At 43.6% G+C, this 23,227-nt stretch carries 21 protein-coding genes; 13 read left to right on the forward strand and 8 right to left on the reverse strand.

Translation table 11 applies throughout. The features are described from left to right. Positions 1-73: 73 nt before the first annotated feature. Positions 74-1,699 carry a methyl-accepting chemotaxis protein gene (locus tag R7Z49_RS14920; RefSeq protein ID WP_025767294.1) on the reverse strand — a complete coding sequence of 542 codons (1,626 nt, stop codon included), beginning with the start codon at positions 1,697-1,699 and terminating at the stop codon, positions 74-76. Positions 1,700-1,992: 293 nt separating this feature from the next. Here R7Z49_RS14920 and queD point away from each other — a divergent pair, with 293 nt between their 5' ends. Next, positions 1,993-2,355, forward strand: coding sequence for a 6-carboxytetrahydropterin synthase QueD (gene queD, locus R7Z49_RS14925; RefSeq protein WP_005376896.1), 363 nt, complete (start codon positions 1,993-1,995; stop codon positions 2,353-2,355). An 89-nt stretch (positions 2,356-2,444) separates the two neighbouring features. On the opposite strand, the gene R7Z49_RS14930 is transcribed toward queD, so the two are convergent. From R7Z49_RS14930 to R7Z49_RS14950, 5 genes are all read right to left on the reverse strand, one after another. Next, the gene (locus R7Z49_RS14930; RefSeq protein ID WP_169628564.1) at positions 2,445-2,912 is read right to left on the reverse strand and encodes a GNAT family N-acetyltransferase; all 468 of its coding nucleotides are present in this window, start codon (positions 2,910-2,912) and stop codon (positions 2,445-2,447) included. 94 nt (positions 2,913-3,006) lie between these two features. Beyond that, the gene (locus R7Z49_RS14935; protein ID WP_169628565.1) at positions 3,007-4,722 is read right to left on the reverse strand and encodes an EAL domain-containing protein; all 1,716 of its coding nucleotides are present in this window, start codon (positions 4,720-4,722) and stop codon (positions 3,007-3,009) included. 211 nt (positions 4,723-4,933) lie between these two features. Continuing rightward, positions 4,934-6,295: an L-serine ammonia-lyase gene (locus tag R7Z49_RS14940; protein ID WP_005376899.1), complete on the reverse strand. Its 1,362-nt coding sequence runs from the start codon at positions 6,293-6,295 to the stop codon at positions 4,934-4,936. 97 nt (positions 6,296-6,392) lie between these two features. Next, positions 6,393-7,646 (reverse strand): aromatic amino acid transport family protein, encoded by a 1,254-nt coding sequence (locus R7Z49_RS14945; RefSeq protein ID WP_318111795.1) that lies wholly within the window; start codon positions 7,644-7,646, stop codon positions 6,393-6,395. A gap of 345 nt (positions 7,647-7,991) precedes the next feature. Further along, a complete protein-coding gene (locus R7Z49_RS14950; RefSeq protein WP_005376901.1) occupies positions 7,992-8,591 on the reverse strand; it encodes a CoA pyrophosphatase in 600 nt (199 codons plus the stop codon). 231 nt (positions 8,592-8,822) lie between these two features. Here R7Z49_RS14950 and R7Z49_RS14955 point away from each other — a divergent pair, with 231 nt between their 5' ends. Together R7Z49_RS14955 and R7Z49_RS14960 are read left to right on the forward strand one after the other, a co-directional pair. Next, entirely contained in the window at positions 8,823-9,362 is a 540-nt protein-coding gene (locus tag R7Z49_RS14955) for a heme NO-binding domain-containing protein (RefSeq protein WP_005388282.1), read from the forward strand. Between the two features lie 7 nt (positions 9,363-9,369). Continuing rightward, positions 9,370-11,070 carry an ATP-binding protein gene (locus R7Z49_RS14960; RefSeq protein WP_005388280.1) on the forward strand — a complete coding sequence of 567 codons (1,701 nt, stop codon included), beginning with the start codon at positions 9,370-9,372 and terminating at the stop codon, positions 11,068-11,070. Positions 11,071-11,381: 311 nt separating this feature from the next. Here R7Z49_RS14960 and pabB read toward each other — a convergent pair whose 3' ends face one another. Continuing rightward, positions 11,382-12,746, reverse strand: coding sequence for an aminodeoxychorismate synthase component 1 (gene pabB / locus R7Z49_RS14965; RefSeq protein ID WP_085569799.1), 1,365 nt, complete (start codon positions 12,744-12,746; stop codon positions 11,382-11,384). Between the two features lie 270 nt (positions 12,747-13,016). Here pabB and R7Z49_RS14970 point away from each other — a divergent pair, with 270 nt between their 5' ends. The 8 genes from R7Z49_RS14970 to R7Z49_RS15005 all read left to right on the forward strand — a co-directional run bounded on the left by R7Z49_RS14970 (position 13,017) and on the right by R7Z49_RS15005 (position 20,905). Then, positions 13,017-14,534 carry a fumarate hydratase gene (locus R7Z49_RS14970; protein ID WP_005376905.1) on the forward strand — a complete coding sequence of 506 codons (1,518 nt, stop codon included), beginning with the start codon at positions 13,017-13,019 and terminating at the stop codon, positions 14,532-14,534. A gap of 174 nt (positions 14,535-14,708) precedes the next feature. After that, the gene (locus tag R7Z49_RS14975) at positions 14,709-14,894 is read left to right on the forward strand and encodes a hypothetical protein (protein ID WP_005376906.1); all 186 of its coding nucleotides are present in this window, start codon (positions 14,709-14,711) and stop codon (positions 14,892-14,894) included. 255 nt (positions 14,895-15,149) lie between these two features. Continuing rightward, complete coding sequence (locus R7Z49_RS14980; protein WP_186584876.1) at positions 15,150-16,526, forward strand: YcjX family protein; 1,377 nt, start codon at positions 15,150-15,152, stop codon at positions 16,524-16,526. Beyond that, on the forward strand, positions 16,523-17,563 hold the full coding sequence (locus R7Z49_RS14985) for a YcjF family protein (RefSeq protein ID WP_065274660.1): 1,041 nt from the start codon (positions 16,523-16,525) through the stop codon (positions 17,561-17,563). The genes R7Z49_RS14980 and R7Z49_RS14985 overlap by 4 nt, the downstream gene beginning before the upstream one ends. Positions 17,564-17,663: 100 nt before the next feature. Further along, positions 17,664-19,208: a transcriptional regulator TyrR gene (gene tyrR, locus R7Z49_RS14990; protein ID WP_017820442.1), complete on the forward strand. Its 1,545-nt coding sequence runs from the start codon at positions 17,664-17,666 to the stop codon at positions 19,206-19,208. A gap of 36 nt (positions 19,209-19,244) precedes the next feature. Beyond that, on the forward strand, positions 19,245-19,829 hold the full coding sequence (rimJ, locus tag R7Z49_RS14995; protein WP_005388271.1) for a ribosomal protein S5-alanine N-acetyltransferase: 585 nt from the start codon (positions 19,245-19,247) through the stop codon (positions 19,827-19,829). 1 nt (position 19,830) lies between these two features. After that, on the forward strand, positions 19,831-20,418 hold the full coding sequence (locus R7Z49_RS15000; RefSeq protein WP_005376917.1) for an HD domain-containing protein: 588 nt from the start codon (positions 19,831-19,833) through the stop codon (positions 20,416-20,418). A 13-nt stretch (positions 20,419-20,431) separates the two neighbouring features. After that, a complete protein-coding gene (locus R7Z49_RS15005; protein WP_054577705.1) occupies positions 20,432-20,905 on the forward strand; it encodes a DUF2947 domain-containing protein in 474 nt (157 codons plus the stop codon). 43 nt (positions 20,906-20,948) lie between these two features. On the opposite strand, the gene R7Z49_RS15010 is transcribed toward R7Z49_RS15005, so the two are convergent. After that, positions 20,949-21,911 carry an integron integrase gene (locus R7Z49_RS15010; RefSeq protein WP_017636093.1) on the reverse strand — a complete coding sequence of 321 codons (963 nt, stop codon included), beginning with the start codon at positions 21,909-21,911 and terminating at the stop codon, positions 20,949-20,951. 302 nt (positions 21,912-22,213) lie between these two features. On the opposite strand from R7Z49_RS15010, the gene R7Z49_RS15015 reads away from it, so the two are divergent. Next, positions 22,214-22,528, forward strand: a complete 315-nt coding sequence (locus R7Z49_RS15015) for a hypothetical protein (protein ID WP_191116284.1) — start codon at positions 22,214-22,216, stop codon at positions 22,526-22,528. Between the two features lie 253 nt (positions 22,529-22,781). Continuing rightward, positions 22,782-22,970, forward strand: coding sequence for a hypothetical protein (locus R7Z49_RS15020; RefSeq protein ID WP_025630558.1), 189 nt, complete (start codon positions 22,782-22,784; stop codon positions 22,968-22,970). Positions 22,971-23,227: the final 257 nt, after the last annotated feature.

Below are 23,227 nucleotides of genomic sequence, written 5' to 3' on the forward strand. Positions count from 1 at the left end.
GATTCAACGAGACATATTACCTGTCAATTCGCTCGCATCAACCTTTATATTCGTTTTGATGGGGAGAATCTCTCTATTTATTCACTCTTTTGTGCTCTGAAAGTGTGAATTGGTTTAGTAATTGCTCTAAACGTTCGGATAGATGCTCTAAATCAACACTAATATCACGCGTGTGCGATGCTGATTGCGATGTGTCGTTAGCATGCAGTGTGATCACATCTATTTTAGATTGAATATGCTGACTTACATCAGATGTGGTTTGCGTCTGGTTTTGGATATCTTCTGCATGTCTGAGCACTTGGCGCATCTCGTCAACAACGTTATGCATTGTGGCTGATAGTGCCTCGACATCGACAGAGCGTTGATGAGCAAACTGGCAGACGGTATCAACAGAAGTTAATGACTCTTCACTTCCTTGCTGGAATTGAGAAATGATATGTTCAATATTACCAGTGGCTTCAGCCGTCCTAGAAGCCAGGTTACGCACTTCTTCCGCGACGACCGCAAAACCGCGTCCTTGCTCTCCGGCACGGGCGGCTTCAATAGCAGCATTCAACGCGAGCAGATTGGTTTGTTCTGCAATACCCTTAATAACCACAAGAATGGACGACACTTCTTCGGTTCTCTGGTTTAGAGAGCTGATTTTTTCCCGTACGGTATCAATGTTACTTACTAGTTGTTTGATGTCTTCACTGACGTTGTGTGCTTGGCTTGCACTATGAGTGGCGACATCAACGGTGTGATTGACCAAAACAGTAGCATTATTAGTCGAGTCCTCAACCGCAGTTTGTTGCTGCAACATATCGGTGATATTACTTTGTACTTCGTTGGTCTCTAGCTGTTGGTTATTGGCCGCTTTATCTGTGGACTGCGCGACAGCAGTTAGTTTACTCGCGGAGTCGGCAAGTGAGTGAGAGGTGTCTTGCACACGTTCTAAGCTTTCGGAGACCGTATCCATGAATGAATTGATGGCTGTAGAAAGTTGGCCCACTTCATCCTGTTGGTGATGCATAAGTCGTTGAGATAGATCTTTGCTATGGCTCACATTCGACATGAATTTCGACGTTCTTTGAATTGGTCGTACAATGATTTTTTGAATCAAACTCATCGTTATGATGAAGCCCACAAATGCGATTACGGCCATTATTCCCATCGCAAACATTGCCTGTTTACTGATCATTGAATTGACATGATTCATGTTGTATTCCAAGCGAATCGCGCCCAACACTTCTCCTGCTGGTGCAACGTGGCAAGAAACGCAGTTGGTGCCACGGTAATTTTCGCTCGATTTCATTGGTAGCGCGACTACTAACCCTTTGCCCCAATCGGCTGAGATTGGTTCAATCACCAGTTCACCATTCAACGCTCGTTGATCAATATCATCGACAGGCTGCTGGTTTTGTTGCCCAGGTCCGTAAAGTTTGGTCACAGTATCAGCTCGCAACACGCGAACTGCTTCAATGCCTTCTTGGGCCAGGGCCTTTTGACGTAAGGTTTCTTTTTGCGACATGGTGCCCGTAAGCATCATCATATTTAGGCTATCGAAATAATTACTAGCCTTATCATGGAGTTGTTCACTAAGAACATCATTGATTAAGGTTTTTTGTTGATGGTATTGGTAAGCCGTAGAGGCAGCTAGAACGCAGCTGAAGACAGCAATTAACGCCAGTAAGAGCTTAAAAGTGATAGTTGAGCGCATAAATTTATAAGTGTAATTGGAACGAACTGCACAATATTAATGTGCACAAATGCGCACTGCGAACAACGAAATGAATGATTGTGACCCCACACATGTTGGGGATATGTAATTGTGATGTGAGTGCTGTGTAATCAAATGTTTGGCGCGTGACAGAAATACGGCGCTTTGGTGTGAGTGATAGCAAAGAGGCCAGGAACAAGCGGAAGTTTTTGCTACGCTTGTATGGGGTAACGCTTGTCTCTTGGCAGCGAATTCCTTAGTATTGCCTGTCTTTTTAAAGCCTGAGAATCAAGATGAAAACAGAATTATACAAAGAGTTTATGTTCGAAGCAGCACACCATTTGCCACACGTACCAGAAGGTCACAAGTGTGGTCGTTTGCACGGACACTCTTTCCTTGTTCGTCTTTATGTAGAAGGTGAAGTTGATCCACATACAGGTTGGGTAGTGGATTTTGCAGAGATCAAAGCTGCATTTAAACCAATTTACAATCGCTTAGACCATTACTACCTAAACGACATTGAAGGGTTAGAGAACCCGACTAGCGAAGTGTTAGCAAAATGGATTTGGCAGCAGCTTAAGCCAAGCTTACCACTGCTAAGTAAAGTAGAAATCAAAGAAACGTGCACAGCGGGTTGTATTTACAAAGGCGAATAAGTCACTTTCTGTTGAGCATTAAACAAAGGCAAGCGAGAAGCTTGCCTTTGTTGTATCTGAATGGCCCAATTTTGATTATGCTTCACCAGCTAGCTTAATGGGTGTCGTAGAATCCATTCTTTTTCATTATCACCCAATGTTGTTTCCTCTGTATTAATGAATCCGCACGCATCAAGAAAACTGATAGCGTATTGCTGACTTTGTGGGACAGTGGCGCAAAGAGAAGTGCTTTTAGGGTTAATGGTATACGCATAAAGGAACAGTTTACGCAATGCCTCACTCCCAACCCCTTGACGTTGGAAACGTTGATCAATCATCAAGTACTTAAGCTCCAGTTCGTATCGTTTAGCAAACGGCGCATGTTGGGAGAAACCTTTATCGATAACAAGATAGCCTACTAATAGGTCATCAGAATAAATCGTAAACAACGCCTCTGACTTACTACGTTTTTGATAAGCCATTTCAAACGGTGTAAAAAATCCTTTTTGCTCTTCTTGCACATCCAATTGCATCAAACTTGAAAAATCTTTCAGTTTGGTGGGTTTAATCGCAATCATCGCTCAATCACAAATTGGCGGCATACCTTTATGCCACCACGAGTTTTTATAGAGTATTAGATCTATTTTAAGTAACTAACCGAGTGAAGAAAAGCTAGCAATGAAGAGGGTAATAATAACCTTGGTGAATGTATGCGCCCAATGTTGTGAGTAAGTGAGCACTGTCTGCGGTTTCTACGCCTTCAACAATGACCGTGCAGCGATACGTATTACCCATAGCAATTAACTGACGCAAGGTTTCTATCTTTTTATCATCAGTTTTTAGGCCAATAACAAATTCTCGGTCGATTTTGAGATAGTCCGGATTCAGCTTGCTGATAAGCGCCACATTATTATTGCCGGTGCCAAAGTCATCAATACTGATTTTACAATCCAGAGCTTTTAGTTTCGCGACATTGCCATAAATCTCAGAGGTATAGTACATCGATGCATTTTCTGTGATTTCGATTGTCAGCAAACGGCAATCCCGATTAGATAGCTCTCTATATAGGATTGAAAAGTTACGCCCTCGCAGCAAAGAAGGACAAACGTTAATGCTGATAGGGATGGGCAACGCTTTTTGCTTGGTGTAGATGGAATCAATCACCAGTAAGGTATGAGTTAGCAGCAATCCATTGCGGATCAGTGTTTCAATAAACCGTTGCGTATTTTTTACCTTAAACCGGGAGAGGGCTTCGTAGTGCACAATCTTTTGTGCCGAAGTGTTATAAATCGGCTCCAGTTTTATTTTGAATTGTCGAATTGCGCACAAGTAAGCCATAAAGGCTTGTAGGGAGCGGTGACGCAGTATAATGAGAAAAAGTAAGCTCAGTAGAATGATACTTTGAAACGGTCCAGAGATGTAATACACCTCTTTATAGCCACTATTCTTTACGTGATAATTGAAAAAGCGTTCATTGGTGTTACCAATCTCTAACGACGTTCCGGTATTCGTTGATAGCTTCATACCGGAAAGAAAAAAACGTGAAATATGATTTTCAACATTGTCGGATAAGTTAATGTTTTTAACACGAACCAAAACAGTTGCGTTATTTAAGTCAAATGATTGGGTCGTGTAATTGTTATTGTTACTCCACTCTTCAAAGGCTTTTTTGCTGACAGGGACAACGGTTTCTGGAGTGACTAAGCATCGAATATTGAAACGATCTAGCATCATGCTCGATTCCACCAACTTCACATTATCAAATAGCGACTTCAGTTCGCTTTCATTAGCAAAGCAACTCCTGCGGGAAAGGCTCTCTGCAATTTCGAAGGCGTTATCCAGATAATTATGTTTAACGATGCTGTTTATCGTGTAGTAACAGATAGCAAAGAAAATGATCGCAGTGATCAACACAACCCACATCGCTTCTGAATAGATCTTTTTATTACGCAGGCAAATACGAAGTGCTTTTCGAAGACTATTGGTTGTGTATTGATTGATCTTCTGTTGATGTTCGATGCCATTCTGATGGTTGTTTTGCATAGTAAAAGGGATGAAGTATCCGGTCCGGTGAATGTTTTCGATAATGTTTTTGTTAGTGGTTAAGTGTTCTTCCGTGAGCTTGCGAAATTTCTTTCTTAGAGCGGCCACCGCGTTTTTAAAGCCATTTTCAGGCAGTGTCATTTTGTATTGTTGAGTGATTTTGCTTTCTATTAACCGCTGACTAATCGGCGTATTTAAACTGCCGTATGTGGCGATAGTTGACAGAATGGCGTACTCATTTGGGTTGACAGGAATGGAGTGGTGGAGTGACTGATTGAGCTCTAGAGATATTTCGTTTTCGGACAAGCAAACGCAGATTTGGTTTCCAATTTCAAACCTAATCATGTGTTGATGTGCTCCAAGTTTAATTTTTGGCTACGTTATCAATAAAGCTAGGGAAGAGATGTGATTTTTTACTGAGATATCCATAATATTTGGATATATTCAACGTTTTAGGTTTTTTTTACTTGTCCTGATAACGCATTTTCCTGGGTTTTTTAGGTATAAAAAAACCCGAGCACAGACTCGGGTTTTGATTGGTATTCAGAAAGGCGTGTTAGCAAATCACTTTGATTGCTAGACCACCTTGAGATGTTTCGCGGTATTTCGCGTTCATGTCTTTACCTGTTTCTAGCATGGTTTCGATAACCTTATCTAGAGAAACAGTTGGAGCTGAAGAGCGACGTAGTGCCATGCGAGTAGAGTTGATTGCTTTTACTGCCGCAATACCGTTACGCTCAATACATGGAACCTGAACCTGACCTGCAACTGGGTCACACGTTAGACCTAAGTTGTGCTCCATCGCGATTTCTGCTGCCATACACACTTGCTCTGGGCTACCACCCATAAGCTCAGCAAGGCCTGCTGCTGCCATAGAACATGCCACGCCAACTTCACCCTGACAGCCAACCTCAGCACCAGAGATAGACGCGTTGCGCTTGTAAAGACCACCGATTGCGCCAGAAGCCGCAAAGTAACGGATGTAATCTTTTTCAGTCACAGTTTGGATGAACTTATCGTAGTAAGCCAGTACCGCAGGGATGATGCCACACGCACCGTTAGTTGGTGCTGTAACAACGCGGCCACCTGCTGCGTTCTCTTCGTTTACTGCGAAAGCAAACATGTTTACCCAATCAACAACAGACATTGGGTCGTTTGTTGTCTTTTCTGAAGTAAGTAGCTGCTGGCGAAGTGCTGCTGCACGGCGAGGCACACGCAGTGGACCAGGCAAAATACCTTCTTCATTCATACCGCGATCCATACACTCGCGCATTGTGCGCCAGATGTTTGCGAAATAAGTACGAGTTTCTTCATCTGAATGAAGCGCATGCTCATTCTTCATGGTTAGTGCGCTGATGGACAATCCACTTTCGTGGCATTGGTTAACCAGTTCCTCTGCCGTTGTAAACGGGTAAGGTACTTTTACTGGGTTTTCAGCTTCTTTACCGAAATTTTCTTCATCAACGATGAAACCACCGCCGATAGAGTAGTAAGTTTTTGAGTACGCCTTTTCGTCATCAATCCAAGCGTGGATCTGCATGCCGTTTTCGTGTAGCTCTAGGTTTGTTTTGTGGAAGTTCATTCCACCTTCACGTGGGAACGATACTGTGTGACAGTGCATGCCAACAGGAAGGCGTTCAGTTTCTTCTACACGAGCGATAAAGCCCGGGATAGAATCGATATCAACTTTCTCAGGAGTGTTGCCTGCAAGACCCATGATGATAGCAATATCTGTGTGGTGACCTTTCCCTGTCAGTGATAGTGATCCATAAACGTCAACGGTGATTTTAGTGATGTCGCGCAGTTTTCCCATTGCACGAAGATCATCAATAAACTCTTTACCCGCTTTCATTGGGCCTACAGTGTGTGAGCTTGAAGGTCCAACACCGATTTTATAGATATCAAAAACACTAATCATATCGATTACCTCAGAAGAAAGCCTCCCAAGGGGAGTTGGGAGGCTTAATTTTATCGTTATATTTTTGGATTAATCATACTGCACTGGGCAGAGATGATTAAAGAGCGCCGTAGATTACAGAACTAATTGCAGCAAGACCACAGATTGCTGTGAAAATTTGCACAGGTGCTGAAGTTTTGTACTTAGCCATCGCAGGAACTTTTTGCATTGCGAAGATTGGCATCAAGAATAGGATTGCCGCAATCATCGGTGCACCCATTGTTTCAATCATACCTAGGATGCTTGGATTAACGATAGCAACGATCCAAGTTGTGATTACAATGAAGATTAGAGACATCTTCTCGATCTTGCTTACTGGTGATTTTGAACGAGATTTCACTAGACCAACTAGACCTTCGTGCGCACCTAAGAAGTGGCCAAAGTAGCTAGAGGTGATCGCTGCGAAAGCAACCAATGGACCCATGTAAGAGATCAGTGGAGATTCATGCACGTTTGCTAGGTAAGAAAGAACAGAGATGTTTTGCTCTTGCGCCGTTGCTAGTTGCTCTGGAGACAGAGAAAGTACAACAGAGAAAACGAAGAACATAACAAAGCCCATCAGCATCATTGCTGCGCCACCAGTGATAGCGTCAGTTTTCTTAACTGCGTCATCACCATATACACGACGTTGCTCTTTAGAGAACTGAGAAATGATTGGGCTGTGGTTGAAAGAGAACACAATAACAGGGATTGCTAGCCATACGATAGCTGGCATTGCATCCCAGTCAGGCGACACTTCCATCATTGAAGTGTTCCAACCAGGAATCAGGTATACAGACAGAGCTAGTAGGATGAACACGAGAGGGTAAACCATTGCTGAAGTTGCTTTCAGCATAAGCTCTTTACCGAATACTACGCCTGCTGTCATTGCAGCAATAAGTGCACCAGAAAGTAGCCAGCGAGGAATAGATTCCATGCCCATTTGGTTAACTAGGAAAGAGTCAACTGTGTTTGTGATACCAACACCGTAGATAAGTACGATTGGGTAGATAGCGAAGAAGTAAGCGAACGTAATAAGGTTTGCGCCAGTCTTACCAAAGTGCTCTTCTACTGTGTCGGTGATGTCCGCTTCAGGGTTTTTCGCAGAAAGAACGAAACGAGCTAAAGATTTGTGTGCGAACCAAGTCATTGGTGCTGCAATTAGGGCTAGGATTACTAATGGCCAAAAGCCACCTGCACCTGCTTTAATAGGAAGAAACAGTACACCTGCACCTACTGCCGTACCAAAAAGGGACAGACACCAGGTAAAGTCTTTGTAAGAAAACTTACTAGACGATTGTGCGGTAGAAACCGCAGAAGTAGTTGTATTCATTTTTTAGTTACTCATTTTGGGAACAGGAAATAAGTCGGGAGTAATTTTGCAAGATTTTACACTAGGAAAATTAGATCTAAATCATTTATTGCTTACGCTTATTGAATGATATGTCAAAAACCTGCTTTTTATCACGAAAATGATGTGCTACTCGTGATTTCTGCTAATGAGTAAAATTAGAAAAACTTATCAATAGGGCTGTTTGTATAAATTTATTTCACCGCAAGCGTTTGCGGTGAAAATGGAAAATTAATCTAATGTGAATGAATGTTTATGAAGCAACGTTTTATTAATATTGATGCGCATAATGATCGCGCCTATAAAAGCACCGATATCAACAACTGTTTAATGTGAAATAATATGTTTTTGCATTGATTCGATAATTTGTGCCGTCATGCCCCAGATGAAATGCTGTCTATATGGGATAGCAAATACACGATGACTGCTTCTTTTTAGGTCAAATTTGGTGCTATACAATTTTTTGGGGTTCAGAATATGGTTGGCAGGAACCTCAAAAACTGACTCTACTTCATTTGGGTCAATATGCGTTTTATATTCCGGAGAAACAAAAGCCAAAAAAGGTGTCACATTAAATTGACTAATCGTTGGTAGTGTAGGCAGTTGACCAAACACATGAATATGCTCATCTTCTATCCCAACTTCTTCTTTGGTTTCCCTTAAAGCTGTATTCACGAGCTGAATATCTTCCTGCTCATATTTGCCACCGGGAAAGCTGATTTGTCCCGGATGATGGCGTAAGTGGGCTGCACGCTTAGTCAGAATGACTTGTAACCCGTCATCGCGTTCCACAAAACCGATTAAGACTGCCGCATCTCTCAGGGACTTTTCTTTCATCCATTTCAGTCGTGCAAGGGACTCTTTGTGGTAGCCCGTTGGAAGCCGAAATTGAAAGTTCTGTAGTAAATGAGTTTTGTCGATAACCAAACTGAGTCCTTATTTATCGTGCCTAACCATTATTTATTATACTCAAAGACGGCAAAGCGTATGGCGTTATCGTTACTGGTTACCAAATAAAACATTCGCATTAAAGCACTCGCCAGCACTTTCCCTCTTTGTGTTGTGTGTCTCACTCTGCTTGAACATATTAATTTGAAACTTATAAGGTTATACACCATTCTTTATTTTAGGACGTCACTATAGGGCAAGTATTGGCCAATGAAAGGGATTATTTTCACCGAGTTCATGGAGTTAGTAGAAGAGAAATTCGGCCTTGATGTGTTAGACCAAGTTCTCGATCTTTCTAACGATGAAGGTGTTTACACCGCTGTTGGTAGTTACGATCACAAAGACTTGGTTAAGTTGATCGTGAATCTCAGTAAAGTATCTGGTGTTCCCCCCGAGCAACTGCAAGAAGTGTTTGGAGAGTGCGTCTTTTTGAATTTACTTCGCTCCATTCCTAGTCACGCCAGTTTGCAACAGTGTGAAACGACGTTTCAATTTGTTCGCCATGTTGAAGACTTTATTCATGTCGAAGTTAAGAAGCTCTATCCTGATGCTAACCCTCCGCAATTTGATTTCATTAGTGAAAACCAATCCCAATTGGTATTTGACTACCACAGCGCAAGATGTATGTCTCACGTATGCTTAGGATTGATAAAAGGTTGTGCTGCACATTTTGGTGAGGTAGTTCATATCAAACATCAAAACCAGTCAGAAGATGGCAGCAAAGTACGTTTTTGGTTAGAGGCTCAATAAGAACGATATGACGGGAAGTTCCTCATTAGAAAGGAAACTCAAACGAGAAGTTGCATCAAGAAAAGCAGCTGAGCAGCTGTTGGAACAGAAAAGCTTAGAGTTATATGAATCCAACCAGCAACTCAGTGTTGCATTGAAAAAGCTGGAGCTGAAATCTAAAAAGGATCTGCGTAAGTTTGAGTTTGAAGAGCAAATTGATGCCACGTTGATTAAGTTCGGTCGTACTTTTTTATCGAGCACGTTCGATGAAGCAATGATAGCGAGCTTTATTGAGCAGCTCACTTCTAACTCGATCATTTCTGCGGCTTACTTGTTTCTTGACGCTACAAAGCTGAGCTCATTGCGTCGTCATCACTTTGGTCACTTACAGCTTCGTCATAACAACGAGATTTTAACTTCTCCTAATTGGCAGGGAGAGAATTTGCATTTGCCAGTTATCATTGATGGGGAAACGGTTGGGGAGTTGATTTTCTCTGTGTTGCAAGATCAAATCGATCAGTCTTTTATTTCCAAACAGATGGAGCTCGTGTCTGACTTAGTTCATGGTGTTATTGGTCGACACTTAAGTTTAGAGCGAGAGGTCGAGCTGAGAAAGCGGGCTGAGGAATCAGAAAAAGCGACGAAGGAGTTTGTCGCCATGATTAACCATGAGCTGCGAACTCCTCTCAATGGCGTATTGGGTAGTGCGGAGTTATTGAGTCGAACCCAATTAGAAGAAGAGCAGCGTCAATACTTGAGCAATTTGACTCAATCAGGGGACTTACTGAGAGTTATCATTAATGATCTTCTTGATTTCAGTAAGATGAATGCCGGTATGATGGAAATCATACATAAAGTTTTTGCCTGGGAGGAGCTTGAAAAAGCCATCATGGGTGTATTTGCAGCTAAGGCTGCGGAAAAACGCATCCATTTCTCTATCGACAAAAAGCTGGGGATCCCTGAATTTTTAGTCGGTGACTTAGAGCGCATTACACAAATTTTGGTTAACTTGGTGGGAAACGCGATTAAGTTTACTCACTTGGGTGGTGTCGTGTTACGGGTGGAATGGCTTAACGGCACGGCTTATTTTGAGGTTGAAGACACTGGTATTGGCATCCCAATAAAAGCACAGCCGTCACTCTTTGATCCATTTGTCCAAGTTGATCGCTCGGCGAAACGCAGCTTTGAAGGCTCAGGTTTAGGTCTCGCGATTTGTAAAAACCTCGTGGATTTGATGCAAGGTCAAATTAGCTTTGAGAGTGAAGAGCGCAAAGGGACAACTTTTAAAGTTGCTATTCCTCTTGAGGAAGGGCAAGCACAAGGCACAGCAGAGGGGGAATTGGTCACCATAGAGCGAAGCGATTTAGCAGGACGCTCAATATTAGTGGTTGATGACATCAGAATGAATCAAGTCATTGTTACTCAAATGCTGAAAAAACTCGACATTACACCTGATTTAAAAGCCAACGGAAAAGAAGCATTAGAAGCGGTGAAAAGTAAAGACTACGAACTGATATTCATGGACTGCCGAATGCCTGAAATGGATGGTTATGAGGCGACGATGTATCTGAGAGAGCGTGGCTTTACTCATCCTATTATTGCATTAACCGCTGGCACTACCATCGAAGAGCGTCAAAAGTGCATTGATTCAGGCATGGACGACATCCTCACTAAGCCGTACACAGCAACCGATATCGAACAGATTATGTGTAAGTGGCTTGAGCAGTAGACGCTGCCTCTTAAAAAGTATGTTTGTTGGCCAACGGCTAAAAGCTAAAGTACATGCAAATAAAACACACAAAAAAACGCACCACACCGGATAATGCCGATCATTTAACGATGTTTTTTGGGTCATTCTAGCGAGCCTTGGCGAGACTAAGAATCTAGTAGCAGCACGATGAGCGGGTAATGAAACAAATTTGACCACAAAGTGCTTGAATAGAAGAACCTGTATCACGCTCCTTCGTCGTTGTGCAGGGTGATGAGATACAGAAATATGCCACTCGCTGTTAAACGAGCGGCATTGTCCGCTTTTGAAACCTACGATTGCAGCGCTGGCAAAATCTTTGAAAGCTTATCCAACGTTTCTTGATACTCAGAGGCGCAATCGCTATCTGCCACGACGCCGCCGCCAGCCCAAGCGTAAAGTTTGTTTTTTTCCGCGACAAGAGTTCGGATGGTAATGCTGGTGTCCATACGACCATGGCGTGAAATATAGCCAATACTGCCGCAATACGCGCTGCGTCGATGCGGCTCCAGTTCTTCAATGATCTGCATTGCGCGAACTTTAGGAGCGCCCGTAATTGAACCGCCTGGAAAACACGCTCGCAGCAAATCCGCAGGAGCGTATTGTTCATCCAAACTTGCACGAATGGTGCTCACCAAATGATGCACGGCAGGGAAGCTTTCAATATCGAACAACTTTGGCACGTGAACGCTACCCGGTGATGCAACCCGACCAATATCATTACGCAGCAAATCGACAATCATCAGGTTTTCTGCCTGATCTTTTTCCGCTGTCTGCAAATCATGGGCATTAGCGTTATCTTGCTTTGGATCTTCGCTGCGTGGGCGAGTACCTTTGATTGGTTTTGTTTCAATGACGCGATCTTTGAGCTCTAAAAAGCGCTCTGGAGAGATACTCAAAATCGAAGACTCAGGCATACGGATAAACGCTGAGAATGGCGCTTGGTTGGCGGACTCCAATTTCAGATACGCTTGCCACTCGCTGCCTTGATACGGTGCGTTAAAGCGCTGCGCCAAATTGATCTGATAACAGTCACCGCTCAACAAGTATTCTTGCACCTGGTCAAAGCGAGTGGCGTAGCTCTCTTTCGTCATGTTTGACTGCCAAGCACCAGACAAAGCGAAGTCAACGGTTTGTTCTGCTTTTTGCTCGTTTAACCACTGCCAAGCTTGCTCGATATTCTGACCAACTAAGCATGCTTTTTTTAGCTGGTGGTCAACAACAACGGCCCATTCATACAGACCTACCGCCATATCCGGCGTGTTGAGGTCCTTTTCTGCCACTTCTGGCATCGTTTCTACGCGGCGACCTAAATCGTAACTGAAGTAACCGAGCGCACCGCCGACAAAAGGCAAATCCAATTCTTTATTTAACTCTACGTGAGGAAGCCACTGTTCTTGCAACTGATGAAGCAGCGTGAATGGGTCATCTTGAGTTGAATAGGCATTCGATGGCGTTTCAACTTGTGTGTTGTCGGCAGTGGTTTCTAACGTTGCAATTGGGTTGGCAACCAATACATCGAAGCGGCTATCGATATGCGTTTTTGATGCAGAACGCAGCAACATCGCCCAAGGCTGGTGTTGAATGCGAGAAAAAAGGTGAAGAGCAAACTCTGGTGCGTATTCCAACGCTTTAAAATCAATGAATTGATTGTCCATGTTGTTCATTTGTGTAATTTGTGACAAAGAGATCGTTCACTGCATGGCATGTCATGGGCAGCAAGAGTATCATATTCCTCTGTGTAGCCAAACTCCCTCTATTCATAGGGTTTTGAGATGGTTTACAAGTAGGCAACTTCAGCATTTCGTGTGTCGATATCAGCCGTTCGACAATTGTTTATAAAAAACGAAGCTCAAAAGAGCAATAAGCTTAACAAACACGATTGAAGCCAAGCCAATAATGGAAGCATAACTATAACGAGGCATGTAATGACGGTAATACGCAAGCAGGATGTGATCAGCAGTGTCGCTGATGCGCTACAGTATATTTCTTACTACCACCCGCTAGACTTTGTTCAAGCTCTTGAAAAAGCCTATCACCGCGAAGAGAGTCAAGCCGCGAAAGACGCGATTGCTCAGATCCTAATTAACTCCCGAATGTCCGCAGAAGGTCACCGTCCAATTTGTCAGGATACTGGTATTGTGACGTGTTTCGTCAACATCGGTATGGGCGTGCAATGGGATTCGACCGACATGACGGTTCAGCAGATGGTAGATGAAGGTGTTCGACAAGCGTACACGAACCCTGATAACCCGTTGCGTGCGTCAGTACTTATGGACCCTGCTGGTAAACGTATTAATACCAAAGACAACACGCCTGCCGTCGTACATATCAACATGGTTCCGGGCGATAAAGTTGAAATTCAGATCGCTGCGAAGGGCGGCGGTAGCGAAAACAAAACTAAGATGGTGATGCTAAACCCATCTGACGATATTGCTGAGTGGGTAGAAAAAACGCTACCAACAATGGGGGCGGGCTGGTGTCCTCCTGGCATGCTTGGCATTGGTATCGGCGGTACGGCTGAAAAAGCAGCGGTATTGGCAAAAGAATCTCTAATGGAACACATCGATATTCAAGAACTTATTGACCGTGGCCCACAAAACGCAGAAGAAGAGCTTCGTTTGGATATCTTCAATCGCGTGAACAAACTTGGTATCGGTGCGCAAGGTCTTGGCGGTTTGACGACTGTTGTCGACGTTAAAATCAAAACTGCGCCAACGCACGCGGCTTCTAAGCCTGTTTGTTTGATCCCGAACTGTGCGGCGACTCGTCACGTACACTTCACGCTTGATGGTAGCGGCCCAGCAGAGCTAACACCACCTAAACTAGAAGATTGGCCAGATATCACTTGGGAAGCGGGCGAAAATACGCGTCGCGTAAACTTAGACACAATTACTAAAGAAGAAGTACAAGAGTGGAAGACAGGCGAAACGGTTCTTCTATCAGGTAAAATTCTGACTGGTCGTGATGCTGCGCATAAACGTATTCAAGGCATGCTAGATAACGGTGAAGGTCTACCTGAAGGCGTAGATCTCAACGGTAAGTTCATTTACTACGTAGGCCCTGTCGATGCAGTTGGTGATGAAGTCGTTGGTCCTGCTGGCCCAACAACATCAACGCGTATGGATAAATTCACCGACATGATGCTAGAAAAGACCGGCATCATGGGCATGATCGGTAAAGCTGAGCGTGGCCCTGCAACGGTTGAATCTATCAAGAATCACAAAGCGGTTTACCTAATGGCTGTAGGTGGCGCTGCGTACTTGGTGGCGAAAGCGATCAAGAAAGCTCGCGTTGTCGCATTTGAAGATTTAGGTATGGAAGCGATTTACGAATTTGAAGTTGAAGATATGCCAGTAACAGTGGCCGTCGACTCAAATGGTGTTAACGCGCACCAAATTGGTCCAGACACTTGGAAAGTGAAAATTCAAGAGATGGAAGCATAAGGCAAAGGGCAATCTTGCTGCGTCTCAGTAGAGAGAATGTGACAAGGTGCTGATTTACCTAGCAAACAATTGACAAAAGTGCAGCGAAACCTGCACTTTTTGTCTATATAATTAAGGATATAAACCTTTAGGCATAGCAATCAAACGTTATGCGAACAATAATTAGGAGACGGCATGCCTCGTTTTATTCAGATTCTACAAATTATTCTTGCTGTAGTGATAGGTGGCTTTGTTGGCTATGACTTGATTCTTCACGGTATCAGCATCTTTGATGAAAAGTACGTGACCATCACATGTGTGTTGTGGTTGATTTTGGAAATCGCTCTATTTGTTATCTATAAGTTAATCGAAGACGACTAGGCTTAAAGAAAGCGGGTTCCTGTTTAACATAGTAATCAGCGCATATAGAGTTACTAATGCTGTAGATTAAGTAAGCCTCTGAACCACTCAGGGGCTTTTCTTTTTTAACACAGCATTAAGCCGGATGTTTTGTTCATCTTTTATTAAGGTATATAAAGTTAAACTCATAGAATTCGGGATAGAACAGTATTCATAGATCGAAATTCGAAGTCGCTGACAACGTTGTTTTAAAGTGGAGTAAGATAAAGAAGCGTAATGAAGAGAATAAAGAAAGAAGTTAATGACTTTATCAACAGAGGTATGGACTCTAATGTTCGAATTGCTGTCACCGGACTTTCTCGTGCCGGTAAGACGGCATTCATCACGTCATTAGTGAATCAGCTTCTTCATACTGCAACCCATGACAATTTGCCTCTTTTGACTGCGGCTAGAGATAAGCGCCTTATTGGGGCGAAGCGTGAGCCTCAATCGAATATGATGGTGCCACGCTTTGCTTACGATGAGGCGATGAGCCAAATTCATGCCACTCCACCTCAGTGGCCAGTACCGACACGTGATGTGAGTGAGATTCGCTTAGCGCTCAAGTACAAACCAAATAAAACTACGAAAAAGCTGTTGAGTAAAACCGCAATTTTAAATGTTGATATTATCGACTATCCAGGAGAGTGGTTGCTCGACCTGCCTTTATTGGACATGGACTTTGCAACGTGGTCGCAAACTCAGTTTGATGCACTTAAAGGCCAGCGTGGCGATTTAGCCAAAGCTTGGCTTTCTGAACTGGAGAAAGTGGATCTCTTTGCAGAAGTGAATGAGAAACTACTTGAGAAAATTGCACACACATACACCGAGTACCTTCATGCCTGTAAAGACGCTGGCCTTCATTGGGTTCAGCCTGGCCGCTTTGTATTACCTGGTGAGCTAGCAGGCGCGCCGGTGCTACAGTTTTTTCCGTGTCGTGTTGATTCGGAAAGCAAAGCGTCCAAGGGCAGTAACTTAGCGATGTTAGAAGCCCGTTTTCAGGAATACCAACAGAAAGTCGTGAAAGCGTTTTATAAGCATCATTTTGCGACCTTCGATCGCCAGATTGTACTGGTGGATTGTTTGCAGCCTCTCAATGCCGGTGATGAAGCGTTTTACGACATGCGCCAAGCGCTAGAACAGATCATGCATAGCTTCCGCTATGGTCGTAGTAGCTTTTTGCGTCGTTTGTTCTCACCAAAAATCGACAAAGTGTTGTTTGCTGCTACAAAAGCGGATCATATCACGCCCGATCAGCACCCAAATTTGGTGTCTCTGCTCCAACAAATGGTGCATCCAGCATGGCAAACGGCAGCCTACGAGAATATTGAGATGAGCTGCATGAGTATCGCTTCCATCCAAGTAACCACGACGGGGTTTATTTCCTCTGGAGATAAGACCATCCCGGCGTTACAAGGAACAACATTGGGTGGTGAGCCGATGACTATGTTTCCCGGAGAGGTGCCGAAAAAGCTACCAAATGCAGCGTATTGGCAAAACAACGGGTTTGATTTTACGTCGTTTCGTCCGATGCCCTCACCGAATGATGAGCCAGTGAAGCACATACGCTTAGACAAAGCATTGGATTACCTGATTGGAGATAAATTGAAATGAGTGAGTTGAAGCAAAAACAAGTTTTCTCTGAAAAGGTAATGGAAAAAGAGCAGCAATCGAATCAACCGGAATTGACGGCGCAGCAAACATTCGGCGAAAAAGAAACATTTGTACCTGTTGAAGTTAAAGAAGCGCACCAGGAGACCGAACAGGAATTGCAACTCGAGCATGTCATTCGTCCAAAATCGGGCAGAAAATGGCTCGCGACTGGCGCATTTGCAACTTTTGCTGGTCTGGTTGGCTGGCAAGCGGTGGACTCGGTTATAACCGCAATTCAGGCTTCTGATTGGCTAGCCTTAAGCTGGACGGGGTTTATTGCTGCGATCGCTTCGCTTGGTTTAGGAGCTATGGGTAAAGAGCTTTGGAAACTGCGAAAACTACGAAATCATTTTAGTGTTCAAGAAGAAGCAGAAGCACTTGTTAATAGTGAGAGCGTTGGGAAAGGGAAAGCCTTTTGCGAAACCGTAGCAGAACAAAGTGGTGTGATGGCAGAGAATCCGGGCTTTGATCGTTGGCAGAACAGTATTAACCCTGCTCATAGTGACGCTGAAATTCTTGATATGTATGACTCGATGGTGGTGAGCCAACAAGACAAGTTGGCAACGAAAATCGTATCACAGCACGCAACCGAGTGTGCGGCCCTAGTCGCCGTGAGCCCTCTGGCTGCCGCTGATATGTTGCTGGTGGCTTGGCGAAATTTCAAAATGATCGACAACCTCTCCAAGGTATATGGGGTAGAGCTAGGTTATGCATCTCGCATCAAGTTACTAAGAGCGGTATTTGTCAATATGGCGGCGGCTGGTGCCAGTGAGATCGCTATTGATGCCAGTATGGATTTGATGTCGATGGATCTTGCTGGCAAAGTTTCTGCTCGTGCGGGGCAGGGACTAGGTGTTGGTATTCTAACGGCACGTTTGGGCTTGAAAGCGATGACCTTATTGCGTCCACTACCCTGGTATCCTGACCGTCAGGTTAAGTTGGGCACCATACGCAAGGCAGTGGCGGCGAAAGTTGCATCAATTACGATGAAACCGTAACGAATATCAACTTTGATGGATAGGATTGCTTGACGCCATTCCAAGCATGATAGAAACTACTGTCAACTTTTCCTGACAGTTGTGAATTGGGATATTTTAAGTGCGTCTTGAAGTCTTATGTGAAGATCGACTCGGCTTGACCCGAGAACTGCTCGATATTTTAGCGTCTAAAAGCATCGACTTGCGCGGTATCGAAATCGATATTAGCGGTATTATCTATTTGAATTGCCCGGATATTGATTTTGATACGTTTAGTGAGCTGATGGCTGAAATCCGCCGTATTCCGGGGGTGAAAGACGTACGTAAAATCCAGTTTATGCCGATGGAGCGCCACAATACGGAGCTGCTCTCGTTAGTTGATAACTTGCCCGATCCGGTTTTTGCCATTGATCTTAAAGGTGCCGTAGACATGGCAAACATGTCTGCACTTTCGTTGCTTGGCCTTCACAAGCAAGAAGTGATTGGTACTCAAATCGGTGCTTTGTTACCAAGTGTTCGTTTCTCTCGTTGGTCTGAAGGTGTTAATGGTCGAACGCGGGAAAACCTTGTGATTGATGGCTTGGACTATGTTCTAGAGTTGATGCCCGTTTATATCCGAGACGAAGCGCAAAACTCGACTCTAGCGAGTACTCTAATGACGATTCGCTCTAGTCAGCAAGTTGCCAGAATTGAAGAAGCACTACCGCTGCATAATCCTCTGGGTTTTGAGCACTTTGTTGGTATATCGAACCGTCATAAAGCACTAATGAACCAAGCTAAGAAGCTGTCTGTGCTTGACCAACCATTGTTGATTGAGGGCGAAACGGGGACTGGTAAAGAAATGCTTGCTAAAGCTTGCCACAGCCGTTCTAGCCGCGCGAGCAAGCCATTCCTAGTTTTGAGTTGTGCTTCTATGCCTGACGATGTAGCAGAAACCGAACTTTTTGGTCATGCGCCGGGTTCATTCAATCATGAACAAGGCCACAAAGGCATCTTTGAGCAAGCAAATGGCGGCACGGTATTTCTTGATGAAATCGGTGAAATGAGTTCGCACCTTCAAATCAAGCTGTTACGTTTTCTACAGGATGGTAATTTCCGTCGTGTCGGTGCAGAAGATGAGATGCATGTCGATGTTCGTATCATCGCTTCAACAAAACATAACCTTGCCGAGCTTTCTGAAGCAGGAATGTTCCGTGAAGATTTGTATTATCGTCTCAACGTACTTACGCTCAGCATTCCTCCGTTACGTAAGCGCTCAAACGACGTTGCACCATTGCTTGAGTTGTTTGTGGCGAAACATGCTCAACAGCTTGGGATTGATAAGCCAGAGTTTGATGATGGTCTAGTTGATGCCCTTGCAAATTATCAGTGGCCAGGAAACATGCGCCAGCTGGATAACATGGTTCTTCGAGCGCTCACGGAAATGGATGGTGATATACTAAACGCGGATCACTTCAATTTACCTCAGCCTCAGTCAGTCGGCGCTGGTAGTGCAACGCTTAACATCGACGGTTCTTTGGATGAGATCATGCGTGATTATGAATCTCAAGTTCTGGAACGTTTGTATCAGTCATTCCCATCAAGCCGCAAGCTTGCTAAGCGCTTGAATGTATCGCATACCTCAATCGCTAATAAACTGCGTGATTACGGTATACGTAAGAATTAATCGAATTGAACGAAAAGACGGAATTAATCATTTGTAATGGAAGATAACAGCTCATCTATCGCCGTTCATAAGTTGGACGGTGACTTGCTTCTTCGTACCGCTGAAATCGGTGACGCAGATATGATTGCCGAATATTTTCAAGCGAACCGAGAATACCTGAAACCGTTTGAACCGAAACGTGAAGAGGCTTTTTTCTCAGTGAACGGTTGGTTGCAAAAGCTTATCAAGCTCAATGAGCTGCATCGAATGGGATTGGGGTATTATTGCCTTTTAGTCAGAGCCTCTTCGGGTGAAATGCTAGGTACGATATCCTTTAGTAGTTTGAGTCGTTTCCCTTTTTATTCTTGTAACGTCGGATATTCTCTCGCTGAAAAAGCGCAAGGGCATGGTTATATGCGTCGTGGATTAACCATGGCTTGCGACTACATGTTTAATGTCCAGAAACTGCATCGTATTCAAGCTGGCTACATGCCTCACAATAAACGTAGTGAATCTGTGCTAGAGCATGTAGGGTTCAACCGAGAAGGGTATGCAAAAGATTACCTTTTGATTAATGGTGAGTGGCAAGACCACGTCCTAACGTCGCTTATTAATCCGAATTGGCAGCCAGAAGGACGATAGTATGGAACGATTGGAAAAGCAGTTAGCACTTGTAATCGAGCTCGATAAACTCAAAAGCATTTTGCGCCGAACTCGAGTTAAAAGTGCTGAAGGGCGCCTCGAAAATAGTGGTGAGCATAGTTGGCATGTCGCACTGATGGCAATATTGATGGAAGAGCATGCGAATGCACCTGTTGATATTTGCCGAGTGATGAAAATGTTATTGATACATGACGTAGTAGAGATCGACGCGGGCGATACCTTTGTTTATGATACTGCTGCGTCTCAAGAGCAAGCAGAAAAAGAAATCAGAGCCGCAGAGCGCTTGTTTGGTATGTTACCCAGCGATCAGGAGCAAGAGCTATTGGCGCTTTGGCATGAATTTGAAGCCGCGCAGACCGATGATGCTAAGTATGCAAAAGCACTCGATCGGTTAATTCCAATGCTCTTGAACTACCATAATAATGGTCAGAGTTGGAAGGAACATGGTGTCTCACGCGAACAAGCACTTACCATTAATAAACGAATTGAATTTGGCTCTGTTACCTTATGGGACAAAGCGAAAGAGTTGATTGAAGAAGCCACAGAGAAAGGTTGGCTGAAATCGTAATAAAGGAGACTGAATGTCTTATTTGCCTTTGGACGAATACCAAAGAAAATGGATTTTTACGCATCAGTCGATGCCTGTGCCAGAAGAAGATTTGGCTTTTATTAAGCCGATGAGCCAAGCCCGCTCAGCACAATTTTGGAAAGAAAATATCAGTGCTCAAAGCCCTGATATGGATAGACTTAGTTCCCAAGACTGGCCAATGAATGAGGCGAATTGGTCTGAAACTGTGGATTGGATGGTTGCGTGGGAGTCGGATGATCCTGACATGCCAGCGGAAGCTGAGGCACATATCGATTGGCAAGACGATGTAACCGTTTACTTTTGCTACGAGAAGTACAATGTCATCGAAACGAAATGGTCTATTTTTAAAAAGCACTGGAAGAACTTTCTCTTTTATGACGATGGTCCGATACTAATAGGACGTCGCCGTTCGCAAGCACTTTGGTTTGATTCAAAAGGCAATGTGAAACTCGGTGTTCGTCAATAAAGAGTTATAAAACAAAGCCACCTTTCGAGGTGGCTTTGTTTTTCTAAAGGCTGGATAATGGACTCAACACACCACCAGCCCCGCGCTCGATAACGTGAGTATAGATTTGCGTGGTTTTTACATCAGTATGCCCTAATTGTTCCTGAACAGTTCTAATGTCTGCGCCAGATTCCAATAAATGCGTGGCAAAACTGTGTCTTAGTGTGTGGCAAGTTACAGTTTTCTCAATGCTTGCGTCGCTTGCCGCGCGCTTTACAGCTCTTTGTATTGCGCTTTCATTGATATGATGCCTTCTGAGTTCACCAGTGTCTCGATCTGCGCTTAACTTTGTTGATGGAAACAAAAAGTGCCAGTTAAAATCTAGCTCCGCTTTTGGGTATTTACGTCGTAAACCTTCAGAGATATATACGCCCGCATAACCAGGCATGTGCCTATCTTTAAAGTAGTAGTTTCTTGCTAAATTAACTTGAGCTTTGAGTGGTTCATGTAGTTCTTTGGCTAATGTGACTGTACGATTTTTACCTCCTTTTCCTTGCCAAACGCGAACTGCACCATAATCATAATCGATGTCTTGAACTCTTAAGCGTAAACATTCCATAACTCGAAGCCCGGAGCCGTAAAGTAGCTGAATATGGAGTCTATACCTCGGGTCGATATGCTGAACGAATCTTCGGATCTCCTCCCTGGTTAACACAACGGGAAGTTTCTTTTCGGTCAAGGATTTCTGAAATCTCATATCAAGTGATAGTGGGGTTTTAAAATAATCACGATATAAAAATGATATTGAGTTCAGCGCCAAAGCTTGCGTTTTTACCGCAACTTTTTCTTCTACCGCTAAGTAACTCAGAAATTGAATGACATCATCTTCTGCTAGTGTTGATGGGTGGGCGAGCTGGTGAAAAGTGATAAAACGTTTTATCCAAAAAAGATAACTTTCGATAGTTTTATTCGCATAATGACGAGTAAGCATGTGCTCTTTTACACTAAGTAAAAACTGACTTTTCATGATAAATTAACCTGTTTATTTATACAGCCCCGTTAATGTATCACCACTTTTGAAATTAGCGTGCTGTGCGCCGCCTAATTGCGCGCGCCACCACACATATTCATACTGTTTTTCTATTTGTTTCATGCATATAAGTGCTACGATTGATAGCGCTTTTGATAAGAAAGAAGGCGGTAGCCTGCCAGAAAAACGGCAAATCGCCGTATAGAAAGCGTTAGTCGCCAGAAAAAGCTAGTAATCAAAATCATGTTTCTGAGCTCAAAATTTGGCAGCTGTTTGTTTTGTATATAGATTCATCGTCGATGGTCAAAACTCAGTTTCAGCTGTTTAAAGTCCAAGGTTTTGCAAGTGTCCAAGCGGTTGTTTTGTTCTTTGGTGCTGACAGAGCAGGGCAATCGAGAGTCTTTTTTTGGTTGCAACTCCGCTCGGTGAGTTTGTTGGGCACAAAAGCAGATTTACTCGCTGAAATGACGTTTTCTCTGGTGTTGCAAGTTCCACGTGGTTCCAGTGACTTTGTTGAAAGTCCGCACTGTGAGATTCGCTTTCCAAAAGCGCCTTTTGGTGTTGTCAGTTCGTTTTCTGCAGCGTTGTTTGTTCCAAGTGGTTTCATTGAATAACCGCTTTGAGACTACGCCTGACTAAAGTGCATCAAAACACATAAAGTTTGTTGTTTGCAAAGTTTAGTTCGGCTTAAAATTGTCGCTCGGTGCCTCGCGACTAACAAACTGCTCAAGAGGGATTCGCAACGCGTGGCATTTTTACTATGCGTTGAATTTAGTGATTAATGTGGTTTGCGGTGGCTTTTATATTGCGTTGCTCACCCCTTAGCAGGGCGTTATGTTTTTAATTGAAATTATAAGGATCTTTATCATGCAAATTTTATTCTTTGCTGTTGGCGTTTTACTTTACTTTTTGGGCTTTGTTGTTTTTTCTGGGGCTAAAAGCTCGATTCATGAAACTGTTGGTTTACTGATATTCTTGAATGGTACTTTGTTTGTTATTGCTGCTGGCATCATTGATGCGATCAACAAGAAAAATAAAGCAGAACAAAGCGTTTAAGATGTATTCGCAATAGCAGCGTGATAGAGTTTCAAAAGCGCAGAGAGCTGTTTTAATTGGCGTTGTGTTTTCGTTACTAACAGATCTGTTTTTAGTACCAAAGAGGAGTGCCTGCACAGTTCAAAACACCGTGATGAATATGACAAAGTAATAGAGCGGGTGAAGTCGTTATAACAAACATAACAAGAGACTATGGCGTCAATAGTTAATTTTTGAGGCTATCTGTATCCCACATAACACCATCTCTTAGCATTGAA

The sequence above is a fragment of the Vibrio sp. 1562 genome (assembly GCF_033340155.1).
In the GTDB taxonomy this organism is placed as follows: domain Bacteria; phylum Pseudomonadota; class Gammaproteobacteria; order Enterobacterales; family Vibrionaceae; genus Vibrio; species Vibrio alginolyticus.